We start from the raw sequence: 18,446 nt of genomic DNA, 5'->3' as shown, positions 1-18,446 counted from the left end.
CCTCCGACTAAATTTAAGCAAAACTACTTTGTTTTATTCGCGTCGTGAAAGCTTTTAGCCTCGCTCTCGCTAAGCTTTTTGGCTGCATCGGCAAGCTCACCGGGCTTTAAAACTTTTAGTAATTCGGCTTCAAAAATCACCACAGAACCTGCAGGAATTCTATCTACGTCCACGTTGCCGTAGGCTAAATTACTAGGGATTGTAAATTTATATTTAGAGCCCGTATTCATCAAAAGCAACCCCTCGCGCAATCCGTCGATTAAGCCTATCATAGAAAGATGCGCCGGAATTTTAGACGCGAAAGTATCGTCAAATACACTACCATTCGTCAAATACGCCTTGTAGTTCATCACTACTACGCTCTCAGGCTTTGGCTTTTCGCCCATACCTAGCTTTAGAATTTCATATTGAAGACCGGATTTTGTGGTTTTAACGTCCGGATTTTTGGCATTTTTCGCCATAAATTCCTTGCCTGCTTTTAAATTTTTATCAAGCTCCGCTTTGGAATTTGTTTCTACGATCTTATTTAGCTTATCGGCTCTTTGATTCAAAAGCGCAATAATTTCCTCATCTTTTAGCTTCTGCTGCTTTTTAAGAGCATCCAAAAACCCCTCTATCACCGCATCTAAGTCGTATTTGACGCCTAATGCGGCTTGTGAATGCAGCTGGTTTGAAACATAGCTTCCAGTAGAAGCTCCGATGCTATAAGATTCTTTTTGTTCTTGCGTAGTTAAATTCGCGCCCAACGCGCAGCTTGCCAAAACGATAGGCAAGAAAATTTTTAGTCTTTTTTGCATACATTTGCCTTTTAAATTTCGGGGCCGCGAGCTTACGCGACCCCGAAAGAATTATAAATTATTATTTAAAATTCTTTGAGCCTCTTTGATATACTCTTTAGCGGCTTCTAGCCTTTGCTTAGTATATTTAAAGCCATGCATTCCCCATGAGCCGTCTTTTTCGATAAGATCGACGGTGTCTTGAGCTTTTTCTATTAGCTCGTAAACGCGAGTTTTGTCGCTGGAGTTAAGCTTTTTAGTCTCAAGGATAGAGTAAATTCCTTGAATACCGATCTTAACTTGCGAGAAGTCGCTCTTAATCGGAGTTTGCCAGCCCATAACCTCATCGTAAACCTGCTTTTGGTTCTTGAAGTGAAGCGTCTCTTTTAGCTCGGAGACGACTGGACTATGGCAGCCTTTGGTATCTTGCATATCTTTATCAGCCCACGAGGTTCTCGCGCACGACCACATAAGATCGACGAAATTTCGTCCCTCTTTATTTCTTTGGAAGTGCCAATCTTTCGCATCTCTTGGACCTTTAGCGGCATCGCCTGCGACTAGAGATTTTCTAGCAGGATCGATGTCGATCTTCCAGATGTGAGATCTTCTTTGAGTATCGAATCCCGCGTTGTCTTGAAACTGAATAGCGTAGAAGTTCTCGCAGCTCATCATAAACGGCATGTGGCAAGATGCGCAGGTATTGTCTTTATGCGTATCGGCTCTTGCAGCGATGTAGGCTTGCTCTTGGTGGCAATCTTTGCACTCTTTTGTGATCTTAGGCTTTGTATAAAACGCGCTCAAATAGCCCTGCTCTGAGTTATAATTTACGCCCTTGACGGTTTTATCACCAACTACCGGTCCGGTGTTATCGTGCGGATCGTGGCAGGTTACGCAGCGCATACCCTTCTCGTAGTGAGCGGTGAAGTAGGACTGAGAGCCTTCAGAGCCACATCCTGGTCCCATAGATTTAAATTTAGAGCTAAGAGATAGATCGGGATTTCCGTTGTTTAGTGGATTAGCACGAGCTAAATCAGGGCTATAGTTAAATCTTTGGTGGCAGCGTTCGCAGTTTGAGGTTCTAAAATTTGTAGCGCCGTCAAGGTGACCGCCCGCTCCATGGCACTCTTCACAGGTGATACCCTTGGAGATAGTGTGCTTTTGAAGCTCTTTTGCGTTACCCAAAGCGGCGTAAAATTCTTTCTTAGTTTTAAAATCGAATTTGAATGGGTGGCAGACTTCGCAATACGAGCTGTTTGCTTGGAAAAACATCGATTTTTTGTATTTCGCAGCATATGACGCAAGACCTCTTACGTAACCACCGTTATCGCCGTATTCCTCAAGCGTACCCGGGAATTCCGGAACGATCTTTTTGATCTTTTTGACCGTCTCATCGTCTAAATTTAACGCCCAAGTCCTTTGGAATTGGTTGCCACCGGCTACGATTTGACCGGTGCCATCTCTTAGCAAGCCGCCCTCTACATGATAGGTTCCGCGTAGAAGCCACGCATCTACGTAGCCAAATTTTGTCCTTAGATGTCCCACGGTCGCATAAATTACGTCAGGGGTAATACCTTTTGGAAGGATCGACGCCGTATCTGGGCTAAATACAGGATCGGTTAGGTTGTTATTAACCTCCGGGTGCTCGCCCGGGAAGCGGATAGTAGTGGCGTGGCGCGATCTGCTCCATGTCTCATACTGCGCGGGGTGGCACTCGCCGCATTTTTCAGGACCTATGAATTTATTCGGAAATTGCAAAGAAGAGCCCGCAGGGATTCTATACATCATAGAGCTATAGCCCTTGCCGTCGTCTCTTTTACTCGCCTTTGAAAAGTCAAATCCATGACCTTCCGCAAGCCACTCCAAACCTCGGTCATGTACATCCATCTTACCGACCGTCTTACCGCCGTATTTGGTAAAAATCGGGTGATTTTTAAATAGCCAGTCATACATCTCTCGCTCTTCTACGACGTAGTCCTGCAAGGATATGACGCCTCTGCTTTGCAACGTGCCCTTAGGATTTGCGATGACGTCGCGCGATTTTTGCGACATTTCCATCTCATGCCCCATGCCTTCATCAGCACAGGCTCCTGCGGCAAAAATGCTAATACAGGCTAGCGCGCCTAGTAGCATCTTATTCCATTTTTTCATGGCTCCTCCTTTGAAAATCGAAATTTTAAATTAGCAAAGTTCTACGCTCGAAATAATATCAACAAAAAAGGGTGAAAAAGGGAGAAATTTAATGAAGTCTAAATTTAACGAAAAGAGATCGTAAATATCGCGCCTTCGTCGGAATTTGCAGCGCTTATGCTCCCTCCGTTTTTTTCGATTATCATCTTGCTCATATATAGCCCTAGCCCGCTGCCCTGCTGTTTTGTCGTAAAGTGCGGCTCAAAAATTTTATCTAGCTGCGCTTCGTCGATGCGGCTTGCGTTATTTTCGATCGTGATTACCCGCTCGCCCTGTTTTAAAAACGAGCGGATTTTAATCTCGCGCCGTTTAAGCGGTACGTCCAAAAACGCCTCCTTTGCGTTATTTATGATATTTATGATCACCTGGATTAGCTCGTTTACGTTGCCGTAAAGCGTGAAATTTTCCTCTATCCGCACGCTTATGTCGATGACGTGTTTTTTAAGCGAGGCGTTTAAAATTTTACGCGCCTGCTCGATCGCCTCGCTGGCGTTAAATTCCCTCTTCGGCATATTCGGATTGAAGAAATTTTTAAAATCCTCGATCGTATCGCTCATAAATTTCACCTGCTCGCCCGCGTCTTTTATGCCGTCTTCGAGCCTTTCTTTTGAGAGCTTGCCTCGCTCGTTGTAAAGCTCTAAATTTATGAGCGTAGAGCTGATCTGCGATAGTGGCTGGCGCCACTGGTGCGAGATATTGCCGATCATCTCGCCCATGAGCGCGAGGCGGCTTTGATTTATCAGTAAAAGCTGAGTCTGCATCTTTAAAGTCGCGTTTTTTTTGTGAATTTTATAGATACAAAATATGCAGATCAAAAACACCACAAGCAAGCTTAGACCACTAACGACAAACTCTTTGGTGTGATAAAGCAGAATGCTTTTTATCGGAATTTTAAAGCTTATCATCGCGATCGTATCGCCCAGGTCGCCTTTGAAATTTCCCACATCGCCGTAGAGCTCTTGCATCTTTTTAGGCGCTGCGTTGATGCTGTGGCACTCAGTGCACGAAGGCTGAGAGTTTGTTATCGGCAGGCTCAAAAGATATGAGGCGCCACCTTTATCATAGATGACTCTGGAGTATTCTTTATATCTGTTTTCTTTAAAGCCCTCTAAAATTTCATTCTCAAACTCGCTTCCTTCGTGCTCGGGATTGAGTGGATCGGTGGCGACGAGCTTGTAGTCGTAGTTGATGTGATTTTTGGCGAGCTGAATTTTATAAATTTCGCGCGTTATGTAGGTCGAGGACATTAGCCTCGGATCGAAAAAATCCTCGCTTAGAAGCTTTTTCTCTTTAAGCTCGTTTATTAGCGGGCGCTGCACGGTCGAGACGTAATCGCGCACCGCATTCATCGTATCTAGGATATAAAACGCCTCGCGCCTCGTGTCCTTTAGCGCAAGCTCGCGGTAGAAGTTAAAAACCAAAGCCGTAATTACGATATATAGCAGCACGAAAAGCGCTACGATAAATTTAAATTTATACTTCAAAGAGATACCCCACCGCATATAAATTTTTGATCACGTCCTTGCCGATCTTGCGGCGTAGCTCTTTGACGATCGCCTTGATCGCCTCCTTGCTGGGCTGCTCGAACTCCCACATATAGTTGAATAGCTGCTCGTAGGTTACGGTTTGATTTTTGCGCGCTAAGAAGTACTCCAAAAGCTTGCTCTCGCTTTTGGAAAGATGACAGGCGCTGTCTTTGACGTAGATGATCTTTTTGGCAAAATCATACTTCAGCTCACTGCTTATGCTAAATATCGGCGCGTGATTTATCAGCTCCGCCGCAACGTCTTGCAGCGCCTTTATAAAGGCGTTTTTGTCGTACGGCTTAGGCAGATACCTAGTGATCTTAAGCTCCACCGCCCGCCACAGATACTCCTGCTCGGTGTGGCTCGAAAGTATCACGATCGGCACGCCGATACCCGCGGCACGGATCTTTTTAACGACCTCAAGCCCGTCCATATGCGGCACGCCGATATCAAAAACCAGCGCGTCGTACGAGCCGCTCATCGCCTCATCAAGCGCCTCCAGCCCGTCCTTAACCCCCACTACTTCGCCGAAAAACAGCTGTAGCGATTCGGTTATATTTTTTAAAATCCCGGGCTCATCCTCCAGGCAAAGAACCCTTTTATTGGACAAAACGTCCAATAATTCGTAATCTTGCATTCTCTATCCGCCTCCAAACTTAGCGCATTTCATTCTTAATCGCCTCTTAAAATATAACTAGACTTAGATTATATAAATTTAGCATTAAACTAACGTTAAAAAATATACCAAAGTGGTTCACACGTAAATTTAAACTGGAAACTACCTATACGTGAGCTTTACGTCTGCATAAGTCGAATAAAAATATCACAAGAACATAAAAAGGCAGGGCGATAAGCTTGATATTAAATTTTACCACCTCGTAGGCGACAGATGAAAGGCAGTAAAATTCTATTTTAGAGGGGCTTGCATATGCATTTCGCAGACGAAAGGCAATCAAATCATGAAGTATTTATCAACCCCGCGCTATCGGCGAGATAGAATTTTAAAATTTAGCCCAAGCTGAGCATGCTAAAAGTTAATGCGAATGCTCCATCTTTGAGTGATCCATGCCACCGTGATCCATGTTCTCCATCGAGCCATGATTCATATGCGAATGATCCATCCCCTCCATCGAACCCATATCGTGGCTCATCCCGCTCATCGAGCCATGATCCATCATAGAATGATCCATGCCGCTCATACCGGGATCGGTCATTCCAAAAATCATCGCGACGTGTCCTAGCACCAAAAATACAATCAGCGCCAAGAAATGAAATTTAAGCCTAGCTCTAAATTCCGCTCCTTTTGCGATAACTCCGAGCTCCAAAAGTAGCAGCACCAGCGCAGGCAGCGCCGCCGCTACGTATGCCGCCAAAGCTAAGGTGTCCGCAGCGCCACGTAAATGAATAGCGGGCAAAATTTTAACCGCTACGTAAATGATTAATATCGTAAAATAAGCGCCGAGAATGATGCTAAGGCATTTATTGATTTTTAGCGCCAAAGAGCCCTCCTTCGCGCGGTACAAGCTAAAAAATTCGCTCGCTACTATCGCTTCTGCTAAGCCCATCGGCACCGCCATAAATAAAATCAAATTCCACGGCTGATTTGCCATCAAAAGTTCCATGTAATTCGTCATTGCCATGTTTTCTCCTTATTTTGGTTTAAAGGGCGTAATTCTAGCAGCTTTCGGTAAAAAATTTTAAAACAATAGATAAGATTAAGTGCGCCTTTAATCTTATCTTTCCGTAAAACGATTTGGGCTGCGTCTTAAAACTCGCTCACAAATATTAAATTTATCTCGCCTCGCACGCCGCCTCTTCGTATCTAACGTGAAATTTAGAAAATTTATATTTGCAAAAGCAGATGCATTAAATTTAGCCAAAACGCTTTAAATTCCGTAAAATTTCAGCTTTGCAAAGATAGAATTACAAAATTTTTTAAAAGGATTCAGAATGAAAAACTCCCTCTTATTCGCCTGCGCAGCGCTGTTTGTATGCGCTTGCTCCAATCCTGAGCATCCAGAGCCCGGCGTTTCGCATTGCAGCGAGCCCAAAATGGACGAGGCGTCGCATCAGATGATCCAAATTTGCGGCGAAAGCGAGGATCCGCAGATAGAAAATATGCAGTGCAACGAAAACGGACTTTGCTTCGGCACCGCAAAAATCAGGTAGCCGAAGCGTCTCGCGGGCGCAGAGCTAAATTTAACTATTTTAAAGCCGAGGTCGAGCGCCCGCAGGCGATCTAGGCCACGCTTTAAAATTTAGCCAGCGATTTAAATTTAGCCCCGCTTCACGCGCTGATGCATTTTATCTATCTTATTTTTACTGCGTCCGCCGATTGATCGAGCTGCTCTTGGCGCGATGAAATTTTAAAATTTCATCGCCAAACATGGTGTGGAATTAGGATTTAAAAGTAAGTGCGGGTCAAATTCATAAGTTTAAAATTTTAAAGTGACATGCAATTTAAAATTTCAGGTCTCTCACATGCTAGCGGTGCGAAATTTTACGCAAGCTCAAAATCCGCGCTAGAAGATTTCGTGCCGCTGCAAAATTTCTAGATCACAACTCCGCTCGGTAGAATTTTTTGGCGGTGCAGATGGAGGCGCAAAATCTGCGCCATCTAATCCTGCACGGATCACACCATGCAAATTTCTATGTCGTGCGTCAAGGCTCATAGCCTAATCTCGCTACAAGATCGCTTGCGAAATGGCGCAGTATCCTTAGTCGCATAGCGCAGCGCAACCTTGCTCACTGCGTGGTCGAGATCCATAGCTGTAGTGCGAAATGGCGTGGAATTCTTTGTTGCGCGGTCGAAGTTCTCAGCCCACAAAAAGGCGCGGTATCCTCTATCGGCGGTGCGAATTTATAGTCTCTAACTCGCACCTTAAAATTCCGCTTCAAACTCATTACTTAAAATTTCGTCTCAAAAAATCACGTATGAGAAATTCCGCTTTATCTTTACGGCTTAAAATTTCGTACGGATTGCACCGAGCAAAATCTCGTCACTGCGCGACGTAATCTTAAAATTTCAGCGGCGAACTCGCCGCATATTAAATTCTGCTTCATTATTACGACTTAAATTCTATCACAAGCCCACAGATTTAAAATTTTACTTCAAACGACGCCGTGAAATTTCTACCCTTGCCTAGGCGCATATCTCTCGGTGCCTGCGCCGCTCGCACTTAGCGGCGACGCTATATCTTTGCCGATAGCAACCCTCGCACAGGGCGCCTGTCACAGCCCATAGAAAATAAAGTGCGTCTCTTTCGTAATCGTAGCCTCTAAAAAATTTTAAGCGACCGCAAAATTTTAAAATTTAAAAGCAGCCTGCGATTAAGCCGATTTTTATAAATTTAGATTTGCTTTGTAACAGCACAATCTGGCGAGTAAGGCGCAACTATAAGTTACGCAGCTAGCTTTACGTCAGCTGCTTAAACATTTCGATCTGCTCCTTCGTAAGCTCGATCAAATCATCGTTTGCGTATTTAAGCGATGTCTCCAGACTTGCGATGAGCTCCTTACGGACGAAGCTCACGCTAAAAAGCGTCGCCCAAAATCGCGCTCCACTGCCCGTGTTTGGATCCTCCAAGACCGCTCTAATCGCAGCTACCGCAGCAGCATCGTCCGCCGCGCCCAATACCTCGTCCACGAGCGGATATTCACCTGCGCCGTCGCCCTCGTTTAGCGAGCGCAAAAGCGGCTCAAGCGCCTCGTCGCAGGGATTATCACGCAAAAACTCCCGCACCGCGCGAAACTCTGCCGCGAGCTGATCTGAAAGCTGCGCAGGCATCGGCTGATGAAGTCTCAAAAAGTCTAATGCCGTTTGCTTGTCCATAAAATTCCTTTTAAATGATATGCGCGATTGTAGCTAATTTTGGATTGCAAAGAGATAAATTTACTCTAATTTATAAGCTACTTCCGTCATAAATTCTCAATAATCTTAAATAATTAGATAGTGATTTTGCAGTGGCTTTTAGGGGCGATTTTCGATGGGCTTTGCGCGGATTACAAAATAAAATTCCAAAATTTTATCCAAACAAAAAAGCCCCTGCGAAGTGCAGGGGCTTACAAGCTTGATCTGTTTAGTCCGGCAAAATTTAGCAGACTAAGAAGGATTATTCCTCGATCTTGCCGGTTTTGATGCGGCGCTCGTAGATTTCGCGCATCTCTCTAATGTCGTTTTTGACCTCAAATACGCCGTGCCAATGCGAATAATCAGGTCCGCCCATTAGCGCGCCTTGGCGCATTCTGCGACCCTCGTGGTGCCATGAAACATAGTAGATTCGCTGGAACGCATCCGCCCAAGGATCGTCTTTTAGAAGTTTCTTTTCCTTAAGCTCTTTTAGCATCTTAGTCGCTTCGTCGTTGTAAACGTTATATAGAAGTACCTGCTTATCGCCCACCTCAAAGAAATTATTCGTATGGGTGCTTGCATGGCACTCTTTGCATACTTGCTTCATCTCGGCACGTGCCGCCTCAGGACCGTTTAGGTTACCTGCCAAAGGATTGCCGACGTTTAGTTTGCCGGTATTTAAAAACTCGCTTACCGCAGTCTCATTACCGCCGGTGCGTAGATTGCTCTTAGGCTGCCACAAATTCCACTTCAAGCGTTGAGATACGTTGTGAGTGGAGTTTAAATCGCCAACACCGCCGCTCATATGGCAGGTCGCGCATGTAGGGGCGCGGTAATCAGGAACCGCCCAAGTACCAGGAGCGCTATCGAATTTCCACTCATTGCCTTCAGCGTTAAATACGTGTCCGTGCATTGAGTTATTGTAAATTTCAATATCCGGATGATCAGGTCCTAAGTGGCAAGATGCGCAAGCAGCAGGCTTACGAGCTTCGGCGATCGAAAATTTATGACCAGAATGGCATGATTTGCATCCGCCTACGCTACCGTCCGGATAAACTGTACCGATGCCGTAAACGGGCCAGGTCTCTTTGGTAGGCTTGTTATGCTCATCCATTTTAACGACGCTACCGTGGCATTGAGAGCAGCCGGTAATATCAGGTGCATGTTTAAGATCAGGGATATCACGTCCTTCGTAGTGATACATTAGATCAACTATTCCTTTGTTGGCTTGCATTTGCATAGCGCCTCTTGCGTGACCGCTGTTTTCAAACTCTTTAACCTCGTTGCTGTGGCATTTGGCACAAGTTTTTGGGCTAACTAGCACCGAAATATGATTGTCTGTGTCTTTCGGATGCGGCTCTTTAGCTGCCATAGGGCTATCTGCTGGCTGCGAGTGGCAGTCGGTACAGCTAACGCCTACGTGAGCGTGGCGGCTCATCTTCCAATCCGCAACGACGCCCGGAGTTTTTTCGGCATGGCACTCGACGCAGCGTCTAGCTAGCGGCGTAAGCTGCCTATTTACCTTTAAATTTTTCGTAAGACTAACGTTTACGGAATTGCTTACGTTCGCGTCCGACGCGGACATATTCGCATGTTGCGCGGGCATTTCTGCGAATGCGAACGATGCGATACAGGCTATTAAAATAGCGACTTTTTTTAACATTGCTTCTCCTTTACTTGGTTTTGTTATTTTCTAGGTTGTATTTATCCCAATATTTGGTGATCTCTATACCCATATTTTTGTGACCGACGTTTTCGTGGCACTGCACGCAGGTTTTGCCGGTAGTGCCCGCGAAATAATCCCTATGTGCGAGCCAGGCTTTATTTACTTGGTTATTCTGCTCTTTTAAATTTCGATGGCAGCTTAGACAGCCGCTTTCATAAACGAAATGATTTCGCTCCTTGCGTTTTTCTTGCCAGTCGATCTTATCGGCATCGGTAAAGACCGTTTTGTAGACATCATTTGCGGAGGTTAGAGCTTTAGTCCAAAGATACATAAAGGTATTTTCATGAGAAACGTGACAGGCGACGCAATCGGCCTTGAAGCCTTGCGGGTTATTGCCGCCGTGAACATCATTGTGAAATGCGTTTGCCATCGGCTGCATCGTATGACAGGATACGCAGAATTTATCGGTGCCCGTAAGGTGAACCATCTCCGCAATCCCAAGAGAAAGTATCATTCCTATAAGCACACAAGCGCCCACGAGCAGCACAAGAGTTTTCTTTTTCATAAGTTTCCTTGATTTTAAAATTTCTTCGCAAAATTTTTAGTATTTGATAATTTCAAAAAATGGTATTTTATTATAAAAAGATTAAAAACCGCTTATTTTCTAGCCTTTTGTTAAAATTTATTAAATGAAGATAAAATTTTAAACTAAGTTTTTAGTTTAACGGAATATAATCCATTAAAATTTCAATACAAGGAGAGATAATGAAAACGATCCAAGCGGCTGAGATTACAAAAGTAGTCAGCGAGCTTTGCAAAAAAGCCTGTTATCAAGTCACGCCTGATATGCGCGCGGCATTTGAGAAAGCGCGTGAGAATGAGACTTCGCCTATCGGCAAAGATATCTTAGGCAAGCTCTTACAAAATGCCGATTTGGCGGCAAAAGAGGTCGCGCCGATCTGCCAAGATACCGGTATGACGGTGGTTTTTGTCGAACTCGGTCAGGACGTGCATATCGAGGGCGGATATTTGGAGGATGCTATCAACGCAGGCGTCGCGGACGGCTACGTAGGCGGCTATCTGCGTAAATCCGTGGTCGCAGAGCCACTTTTTGAGCGCAAAAACACCACAAACAATACCCCTGCGGTCATCAATACCCGCATCGTCCCCGGCGACAAGCTTAAGATCAAAGTAGCCCCAAAAGGCTTTGGTAGCGAAAACAAATCGGTACTAAAAATGCTCGTTCCCGCAGACGGCATCGAGGGGGTAAAAAAGGTATTTTTAGAGGCGGTCAAATACGCTGGCCCTAACGCCTGTCCTCCGATGGTCGTAGGCGTCGGTATTGGCGGCACGATGGATAAGGCGGCGCTTTTAGCCAAGCAAGCCGCGGTTCGTTCGATCGATAGCAGAAATCCCGACGAGCGCTACGCCAAGCTAGAGGATGAGCTGCTGGAGATGGCGCGCGCTACTGGCGTCGGTCCGCAAGGTTTGGGCGGCATAAACACCGCCGTTAAGGTAAATGTAGAGTGGTATCCGACCCACATAGCGGGGCTTCCGGTCGCCGTTAATATCAACTGCCACGCGGCTCGCCATGCCGACGCCGAACTATAAGGAGGAAATTATGTCAGAAGTTAAAAGAATTACCGCGCCTTTCGATAAAAGCGTAGTAAAAAGCCTAAAGGCGGGCGATAACGTCCTAATCAGCGGCACCATCATCGCAGCTCGCGACGCCGCACACAAGGCGCTAACCGAAACCCTCGCTCGCGGCGAGAAGCTACCCGTAAGCTTAGCCGGCGAGACGATATATTATTTGGGGCCGACTCCTGCCAAACCCGGTCAGGCAATCGGTGCTGCTGGACCTACGACTAGCGGACGCATGGATAAATATACTCCTACGATGATAAACGAAGTGGGCATCAACGGCATGATCGGCAAGGGCTACCGCAGCGACGCTGTAGTTGAAGCGATGAAAAAATCAGGCTGCGTCTATATGGTCGCTATCGGCGGCGCGGGCGCCCTAATCAGCCAAAGCATCAAAAAATATGAAGTATTAGCCTACCCTGAGCTCGGCCCCGAGGCGGTCGCGCGACTTACGGTCGAGGATTTCCCAGCTATCGTAGCGATCGACAGCGAGGGCAATAACTTCTACGAAGTCGGACAGGCGCCTTATAGAAAAATTTAAATTTTTCTAGCGGCGTCCGCGCGGTGCTTTTTGCGGCGCGGGCGTCCGTAAATTTATCTACGTTCGCTCACGGGTGCCCGTAAATTTTTGCGGCATAAACTACGGCGTTTATTTTGCGAAATTTTACGCTGTCGCGCAGTGAAATTTTAGAGCAAAATTTAAATCGCGTCCGTAAAATTTTGTCTCCATTCGCGGCGCGGAATTTTAAAATTTTGCGCCGCTTAAATTTCTACAGAAATTCCGTCTTTGTTTCATTTAAACAATCTGCCGCTAAAATTTAACCGAAAATTTACGCAAGTCTAAATTTCAAAATTTTGGCGCCGTTCGTAAGCAAATTTAAAGCCCGCAGGCGTCATAATCCATCTTAAATTTAAAAAGGAGCAAAATGGGCGCGAGCGAGCTGGAGAAGATCAGACTGGGGCTTTTGTATAAGGCGAAAAGAAATACGATCTTCGCAGCGGCGTGCATGCTCGGCTACGGCGCGTTTTCGGTATGCAAACTGCGCGACGGAGGAGGCATGGCGGATTTGTTGTCTCTTATCGGATTATTCGCGGTTGTTCTTATAGTAGCCGTTTTGTGCGATCAGGCCTCCATAAAAGCTACGATAATCCAAGCTGCGGGTCTTTTTATAATTTGCCTATTTCTAGATGATTTACAAAATCGACCCACGACTTCCAAATATATCTTACTCGCGATTATAACTTTAATCTTGGCTGCTTCGAGCTTATTTGTATTGTTTAGAGGCTTTAAACAAGATTATTCGGTAAAATTTCAGTGCGCTTTTAAAGAGCACTATCTAATGCCTTATTTTAAAGCGTTCGGCTATCGATACGATATTGGAGGCAGTATCGATCCCGTCAAGCTTAAGCTCTCGGGGCTCTTTTTTCGACTAGATAAATTCAAAGGCGGCAACGACAGGGTCTCGGGCGTTTATGACGGCGTGAAGTTCGCATTTTGTGACGTAAGTTTATTTAATAGATTTTCGGAAAGCGAAATCCTCGGCACCTTTTTCTACGCGGAATTTCACAAACGCATAAGCGCCAAAACCCTGATCTTTCCCGCTTGCGCCGGTGCGCCGAACACCATCGGGCTAAAGAGGATCGATATGGACGATGCGGAGTTTAACGCCGCCTTTGCCGTGTATTGCGAGGACGCGGCGGGCGCGATGTATATTCTGACGCCCGCCTTTATGCGGAGGCTCTTGCGCTTCGCAAGCGCCGTGGCCGCGCCCGTTAGCCTTAGCTTCGCAGATAGCAAAGTTTACATTTTCGTAAATACGGGGCGCGACAATTTCGAGCCCGACATAGACGAAAGCGTGCTGCGTCGTGATCCTGCCGCACTAATCAAGCGCGAGCTTTCGCACTTTTTGGCGATCGTAAAAAACCTAAAACTAAACGAAAGAATTTGGAGCTAGCGGACGGGCGGCTCGCCGTGGCTTTGCGTGTCACAGCCTCGCGCACTATAGCTTCACGCTCCGTGCTGCGACCTCACGCGCCGTAAAATTTGAAATTTTAAAATTCCGCTTTTTGATTTCGTGCTTTGGAATTTCACGCGCCTTGAAATCCCGCACGCTTTGAAATTTAAAATTTTAATCCATGCCGAGGAATTCTGCACTGCAAAATTTAAAATTCTGAAATTAAAATCCGCATCTTGAAATTCTACGCTTTAAAATTTAGAATTTTAAAATTCCGCGGCCGAAATCTTACGCACCTAAAATTTGAAATTTTGTCGCGCCTTAAAATTTAGCGCACCCGCCAAGCATCACGGTACCCATCAAAGCCCCTGCGCGCTAGAGGGCGCGACTAACTCCTCTATAATTTTACCGGGCTCGCAATGAATTATTTTACTCTCTATCGTAAATTTTTCGCCGTCAAATTTAAAGTATTGATATTCATCGACAAGCTCGCCGTCCGGGTATTTATCGCTATATTTTACCTTAAGAGCGCCCAACGTGCCGTTTTCAAAGGTCAAAAACGTCCTTTTAGCGTATTTATTCTTTATCTCGTCACTGCCGTCTAAATATGAAAAAAAATCATATTCTATGCCGAATCGAGCGGAGTCGTGCGGCGGCGGCACCAAAGAGCTCCTTTTAGAGCAGTCGCAATCTCCGCCGCATGAACGGACGTAGTGGAATATATTCGCTAGGTTTATACCCGCTTCGCTTGCTTCTACCGCCCAAAATTCGTCGTTTGTGAGCTTAGTAGAGCCCTTTGATGCTCCGTAAATAAGATATAGATTTTCTTTAACTTTAAAAACTTTTATCACTCGATCGCCGCCCCATGCGGTACCGACTGCCCAATCGTCGCAGGCGCAATCCCGCCTGCCGCCAAGAACGCATTCTTGCATCTGCTGCGCACCTTTGTCTGCAAAATCCATAATGAAATTTTGCCCGCCGCTTGCGTATTGATACGCTACGTAGCTCGCGCCCATCGTGCCGCCGGTGCTGATATCTACCGAATATGCCCGAAACTTGCCGTCCTGCGAGATCGCCATATTCGGGGCGAACCTCAAGGATTTTAAAATTTGAGGCGCTCTCTCGCCCGCGCTTTGCAAAAACTCCATAAACGCAGCCCTTAACCTAACGATGCTCTCGCAAGGCGTACCATCGGGGCGATGCCTGGCTTCATCGATTTCTTTCAGCGCCGCGTCTAAATTTGCCGTTAAAATTTCTAGGTTTTGATCCTTTTGAGCGCTGTTTGCACCTTCTGCCAAAGCGGGCGCTGCCTCGGCGAACATGAAGCTTAATAAGCACAAAAACGAGATTAAAATTTTCAAGTCGCATCCTTTAAATCTTTGATTTTCGCTAGATTATAGCGCAAATTTGCGCCGCGCGAGATTTGGATTTAGAATTTGCGCCCTCAATTTAAAACCCGAATCCGCTCGCTGCAGAATTCTGCGAAATTCCGAAATTTGAAATTCCTTGAAGTTGCAAAATTCCGCGAGGTTATCGCTTGAAATTCGCCTTTCAAAGCATAAGGCTAAGCAGCAGCAAAAATCCGATGAAGCTTAGGGCGTTGCCGAAGGAGCCGCCGATGTGATCGCCGAGCTGCGTCAGCACGAGCGCGCCGCCTAAACGCAGACCTATTTGTAGCGCCACGCTCGCGATAAAATCTATCACGCGCCGAAGTCCGCTGCGCGTATCGCCGAGCTCCATGCCGCGGCTTTGATTCCATAGTCCGCTTACGCGGTAGTCTTTGTAGCGAGCGCGGAGAATATCGCCGTTTTGCAGCTCGAAGCTCTGCGAGGCGTCCTTTGCCTTGACGGATACCGCGACTTCGGCAGAGTGGACGGAGTTTATAGAATTTGCTGCGTTAGTAGAATTTACAGAGCTTGTGGAATTCGCTGATTTCGCAAAATTCTTAATACTCGTAGAATTTGCGGAATTTTCTGCGTCTAAATTTTTAAATTTCGTGCAATTCTCGCCGTCCGCAAGCTCCGCTAAATTTTGATCTGCGCGTAGCGCGCTGGAGACGATACGCCGTTTGCTATCGCCCGATAAATACAGCCCGTCCAGCGCGAAGCCATAATAATAAACGTCGCCGCTTTGCAGTACGCGCACGCCGCTAGCATAGCCCTCCGCTTCGCCGCTTCGCTTGGGCTCTTTGGAGTGCGCGAGAGCCGCAAATATGCGTCCGAACTTCGCGGCGCGCCAGTCTCTTCGCATAAACTTGAAGCTGCAATACGCAAAAGGTGCGAGGATGAGCAGGGCTAGCAGTCCCGCAGGAGCCCTTGCATCAAAGATAAAAATTATGCAGTAGATGCTCATCGCGGCTAGCGCTACGCCGAAGGCTGCGAATATCGCGGCGAGTGCCGTGCTGCCGGCGTCCCTCCAGCGCTGCGCGCCCAGGCTTAGATTAACGAAATCTAGCGGAGAGAAGGCGGAGCTTGCCGAAGCGCTGTGCCCCTCGCGGGTAGAATTTAAGGAGAGAGGACCGCTAAAGTCTTTACGGATCAAACCCAAAACGGCGGAGTTTATGCCGCTGCGATCTTTGTCCGATAAATCAGATACTGCAGAATTTTGGCGCGCACTTGCCGCCCTATCGCTATATGCGTCGCGGTTTGAATTTGCGGCGGTGGAATTTTTGCTGTTTGGAGTTTCGCGGCTAGGACGCGGCGCGGAATTTTCGCCGCTTAAATCGGCGCCGCTTAAAGCCTCGCGATCGGAATTTAAGCCCCTCAAAGCCTCTCCGCCGGAATTTGAGCTTGAAGCCTCGTATATCACCGCTAGCTCGTCGCCCTCGCGTATCGGCAGATAAAGTCCGTCACGCTTTAAGTCCAAATTTTCCGCAAAGTGCAAGCCCTCAAGCGTAAAGCTAAATTTAGCCGTGCCTGCAGCCGCGGGCTCAAGCTTCAAATCTCTAGCCGTGCCGCGAGCAAGCTTGATACGTCGCGGCGAAAGAAATTTAGCAAACCCCATTCGCGCCTTTCAGATCCTGCAAAATTTCGCCCCTCTATTTCGCGGCGGATTTTTTGCGGATCTGGATATTGATGAGCTCCACCAGCAGCGAAAACGCCATCGAGAAGTAGATGTAGCCTTTAGGTATGTGAAAGCCCAGTCCATCGGCGATCAGTGAGACGCCCACCAAAATCAAAAAGGCAAGCGCTAAAATTTTGATCGTCGGGTTTGCGTCCACAAAGCGCGCGATCGCGCCGCTAGCGAGCATCATCACGCCCACGGCGATGATGACTGCGAGGATCATCACGGGCAGGTGCTGCGCCATGCCCACGGCGGTGATGACGCTGTCGAGCGAAAAGATGATGTCCAAAACGGCGATCTGCACGAGAGTGCCGCCGAAGCTCGCCTTGCCGCCGCTAGCACTATGCTCGTGTGCCTCGCCGGTGGCGCTGGAGTGGATCTCGAGCGTGGATTTGACGAGTAGAAACAATCCGCCGCCGATCAGCACGAGATCGCGCCCGCTAAAATCGCGCGCAAGCACGCTAAATAGCGGCTTGGTTAGCCCCATGATCCAGCTTAGGCTAAGAAGCAGGAGTATGCGCGTGATCATCGCAAGCGCAAGGCCGATTATACGGGCGCGCCCGCGCTGCGCCTCGGGCAGGCGGCCGCACAAAATCGCGATAAAGATGATATTGTCGATGCCAAGCACGATCTCAAGCCCCGTGAGCGTCGCCAGGCTGATCCATGCCTCGGGTGAGGCGATCCATTCAAACATCGGTTTCCTTTGGGTGAAATTTAAGCCGTGATGATAGCGAAAGTTTGGTTAAAATTTCTAAATTTTACCGCCTTCGCGCGCGAAACAGCGCGTGGAATTTCGGCGATGCGATGCGGACGGTTTATCTTGTAATTTTACCGCAAGATTATTTCGCTAAAAGGCGTAAAGCGCCGCATGCGCGGCAGAATTGCGGCGCATGGAATTTAGTGGATTGAGAGAGCGAAATTTTTGCGGCGAAATTTTAAAATTTAAGCTCTAAATTTACCCGTTTTTAAGCAGGGGGGGGGGGTAGCATTATTTTCAGAATTTATTTCAAAGGAGTGAAGATGAGATATGCACTAGGTGTCGCGCTTGCGACGTTAATTTTTACGGGATGCGGCGCAGACGAAGTAGAGCTCGTGAAAAACTACACTTTGCCTGATTTCAAGTCTATGAGTATCGGCACGGCAATCGAGGGCTCGAAAATGTGTAAAAATATCACGTGGAGCAGAGAGGAAAACGGCGGATTAAAGACAGTCAAAATGGTTTGCGACTTGGATATGGAGAAAGTACTGGCAAATATTATAGAATCAAATAAAAAGCGCGAGCAAGATATGTTGAGCCGTATTTTAGATAGCGCTATGATCTTTTATGGAGGAAAGACTTATGATAAGCAAGATCTGCTTAAGATAGCGAACGAGCATTGCAAAATAAACGATGCGAAATTTCAAGAAACGATCAAGACTAAAGGGAAAATAGCTTATGACGATCAAAAAATGCTAGTTGATTGTGACGATAAGCTAAAAGATGAAATATTAAAGCCCGGCGATTCTAGAATTAACGAAACAAATTCTATGGGTGAGATTATGATGTTTTTGAAAGAAGCCGTTTATTTATCTCAGCTAACACCCGAACAAGAAAAAGCGCAGCTAGGAAAAGCGGCAAAGCTATCATCCTCCACGATTGAACTAAATTTTGTGGTAAATGCCGACAAGAGCGTAAGTCTGTCCGATAAATTTAAATTTACCCAAGACGGCAAAGAAGATTCTAATAATAGAATAAGCTCAAAAAAGATTCTTACGGGCTTCTACGAAAGATAAAAACACTTT

General features: G+C 46.6%; 16 protein-coding genes. 5 read left to right on the top strand and 11 right to left on the bottom strand.

All coding sequences use genetic code 11. The features are described from left to right. Positions 1-23: 23 nt before the first annotated feature. The 5 genes from Q0135_RS07835 to Q0135_RS07815 form a co-directional block, all read right to left on the bottom strand. The gene (locus Q0135_RS07835) at positions 24-797 is read right to left on the bottom strand and encodes an FKBP-type peptidyl-prolyl cis-trans isomerase N-terminal domain-containing protein (protein WP_005870892.1); all 774 of its coding nucleotides are present in this window, start codon (positions 795-797) and stop codon (positions 24-26) included. Between the two features lie 51 nt (positions 798-848). After that, positions 849-2,924, bottom strand: a complete 2,076-nt coding sequence (locus tag Q0135_RS07830) for a cytochrome C (RefSeq protein ID WP_297989623.1) — start codon at positions 2,922-2,924, stop codon at positions 849-851. Positions 2,925-3,028: 104 nt separating this feature from the next. Further along, positions 3,029-4,447 (bottom strand): DUF3365 domain-containing protein, encoded by a 1,419-nt coding sequence (locus tag Q0135_RS07825; protein WP_297989622.1) that lies wholly within the window; start codon positions 4,445-4,447, stop codon positions 3,029-3,031. Continuing rightward, positions 4,437-5,126 (bottom strand): response regulator transcription factor, encoded by a 690-nt coding sequence (locus Q0135_RS07820; protein WP_297989621.1) that lies wholly within the window; start codon positions 5,124-5,126, stop codon positions 4,437-4,439. The genes Q0135_RS07825 and Q0135_RS07820 overlap by 11 nt, the downstream gene beginning before the upstream one ends. A gap of 397 nt (positions 5,127-5,523) precedes the next feature. Beyond that, positions 5,524-6,129, bottom strand: coding sequence for a DUF6803 family protein (locus Q0135_RS07815; protein ID WP_297989619.1), 606 nt, complete (start codon positions 6,127-6,129; stop codon positions 5,524-5,526). Between the two features lie 310 nt (positions 6,130-6,439). On the opposite strand from Q0135_RS07815, the gene Q0135_RS07810 reads away from it, so the two are divergent. Beyond that, positions 6,440-6,658: a hypothetical protein gene (locus Q0135_RS07810; RefSeq protein ID WP_297895923.1), complete on the top strand. Its 219-nt coding sequence runs from the start codon at positions 6,440-6,442 to the stop codon at positions 6,656-6,658. Between the two features lie 1,246 nt (positions 6,659-7,904). Here the strand turns inward: Q0135_RS07810 and Q0135_RS07805 are convergent. The 3 genes from Q0135_RS07805 to Q0135_RS07795 form a co-directional block, all read right to left on the bottom strand. After that, a complete protein-coding gene (locus tag Q0135_RS07805) occupies positions 7,905-8,321 on the bottom strand; it encodes a hypothetical protein (RefSeq protein ID WP_297989617.1) in 417 nt (138 codons plus the stop codon). A gap of 280 nt (positions 8,322-8,601) precedes the next feature. Next, positions 8,602-10,002, bottom strand: a complete 1,401-nt coding sequence (locus tag Q0135_RS07800) for a multiheme c-type cytochrome (protein ID WP_297989615.1) — start codon at positions 10,000-10,002, stop codon at positions 8,602-8,604. Between the two features lie 10 nt (positions 10,003-10,012). Beyond that, positions 10,013-10,570: a NapC/NirT family cytochrome c gene (locus tag Q0135_RS07795; RefSeq protein WP_297895919.1), complete on the bottom strand. Its 558-nt coding sequence runs from the start codon at positions 10,568-10,570 to the stop codon at positions 10,013-10,015. Positions 10,571-10,770: 200 nt separating this feature from the next. Between Q0135_RS07795 and Q0135_RS07790 the strand changes: the two genes are divergently transcribed. The 3 genes from Q0135_RS07790 to Q0135_RS07780 all read left to right on the top strand — a co-directional run bounded on the left by Q0135_RS07790 (position 10,771) and on the right by Q0135_RS07780 (position 13,601). After that, a complete protein-coding gene (locus tag Q0135_RS07790; RefSeq protein WP_291940162.1) occupies positions 10,771-11,616 on the top strand; it encodes a fumarate hydratase in 846 nt (281 codons plus the stop codon). Positions 11,617-11,626: 10 nt separating this feature from the next. After that, positions 11,627-12,187: a Fe-S-containing hydro-lyase gene (locus tag Q0135_RS07785; RefSeq protein WP_177389396.1), complete on the top strand. Its 561-nt coding sequence runs from the start codon at positions 11,627-11,629 to the stop codon at positions 12,185-12,187. 385 nt (positions 12,188-12,572) lie between these two features. Beyond that, entirely contained in the window at positions 12,573-13,601 is a 1,029-nt protein-coding gene (locus tag Q0135_RS07780; protein WP_297989613.1) for a DUF3137 domain-containing protein, read from the top strand. A 359-nt stretch (positions 13,602-13,960) separates the two neighbouring features. Here Q0135_RS07780 and Q0135_RS07775 read toward each other — a convergent pair whose 3' ends face one another. The 3 genes from Q0135_RS07775 to Q0135_RS07765 all read right to left on the bottom strand — a co-directional run bounded on the left by Q0135_RS07775 (position 13,961) and on the right by Q0135_RS07765 (position 17,358). Beyond that, entirely contained in the window at positions 13,961-14,962 is a 1,002-nt protein-coding gene (locus Q0135_RS07775; protein ID WP_297989612.1) for a hypothetical protein, read from the bottom strand. Between the two features lie 190 nt (positions 14,963-15,152). Beyond that, positions 15,153-16,604, bottom strand: coding sequence for a hypothetical protein (locus Q0135_RS07770; RefSeq protein WP_297989611.1), 1,452 nt, complete (start codon positions 16,602-16,604; stop codon positions 15,153-15,155). 34 nt (positions 16,605-16,638) lie between these two features. After that, positions 16,639-17,358 carry a TerC family protein gene (locus Q0135_RS07765; protein WP_297943979.1) on the bottom strand — a complete coding sequence of 240 codons (720 nt, stop codon included), beginning with the start codon at positions 17,356-17,358 and terminating at the stop codon, positions 16,639-16,641. A 326-nt stretch (positions 17,359-17,684) separates the two neighbouring features. Here Q0135_RS07765 and Q0135_RS07760 point away from each other — a divergent pair, with 326 nt between their 5' ends. Continuing rightward, entirely contained in the window at positions 17,685-18,437 is a 753-nt protein-coding gene (locus Q0135_RS07760; RefSeq protein WP_297989610.1) for a hypothetical protein, read from the top strand. The last annotated feature ends 9 nt before the right edge of the window (positions 18,438-18,446 follow it).

The sequence above is a fragment of the uncultured Campylobacter sp. genome, assembly GCF_937981295.1.
GTDB lineage: Bacteria > Campylobacterota > Campylobacteria > Campylobacterales > Campylobacteraceae > Campylobacter_B.
The sequence above is the reverse complement of the archived record's forward strand: the minus strand, read 5'-3'. Positions and strand labels throughout refer to the sequence as shown.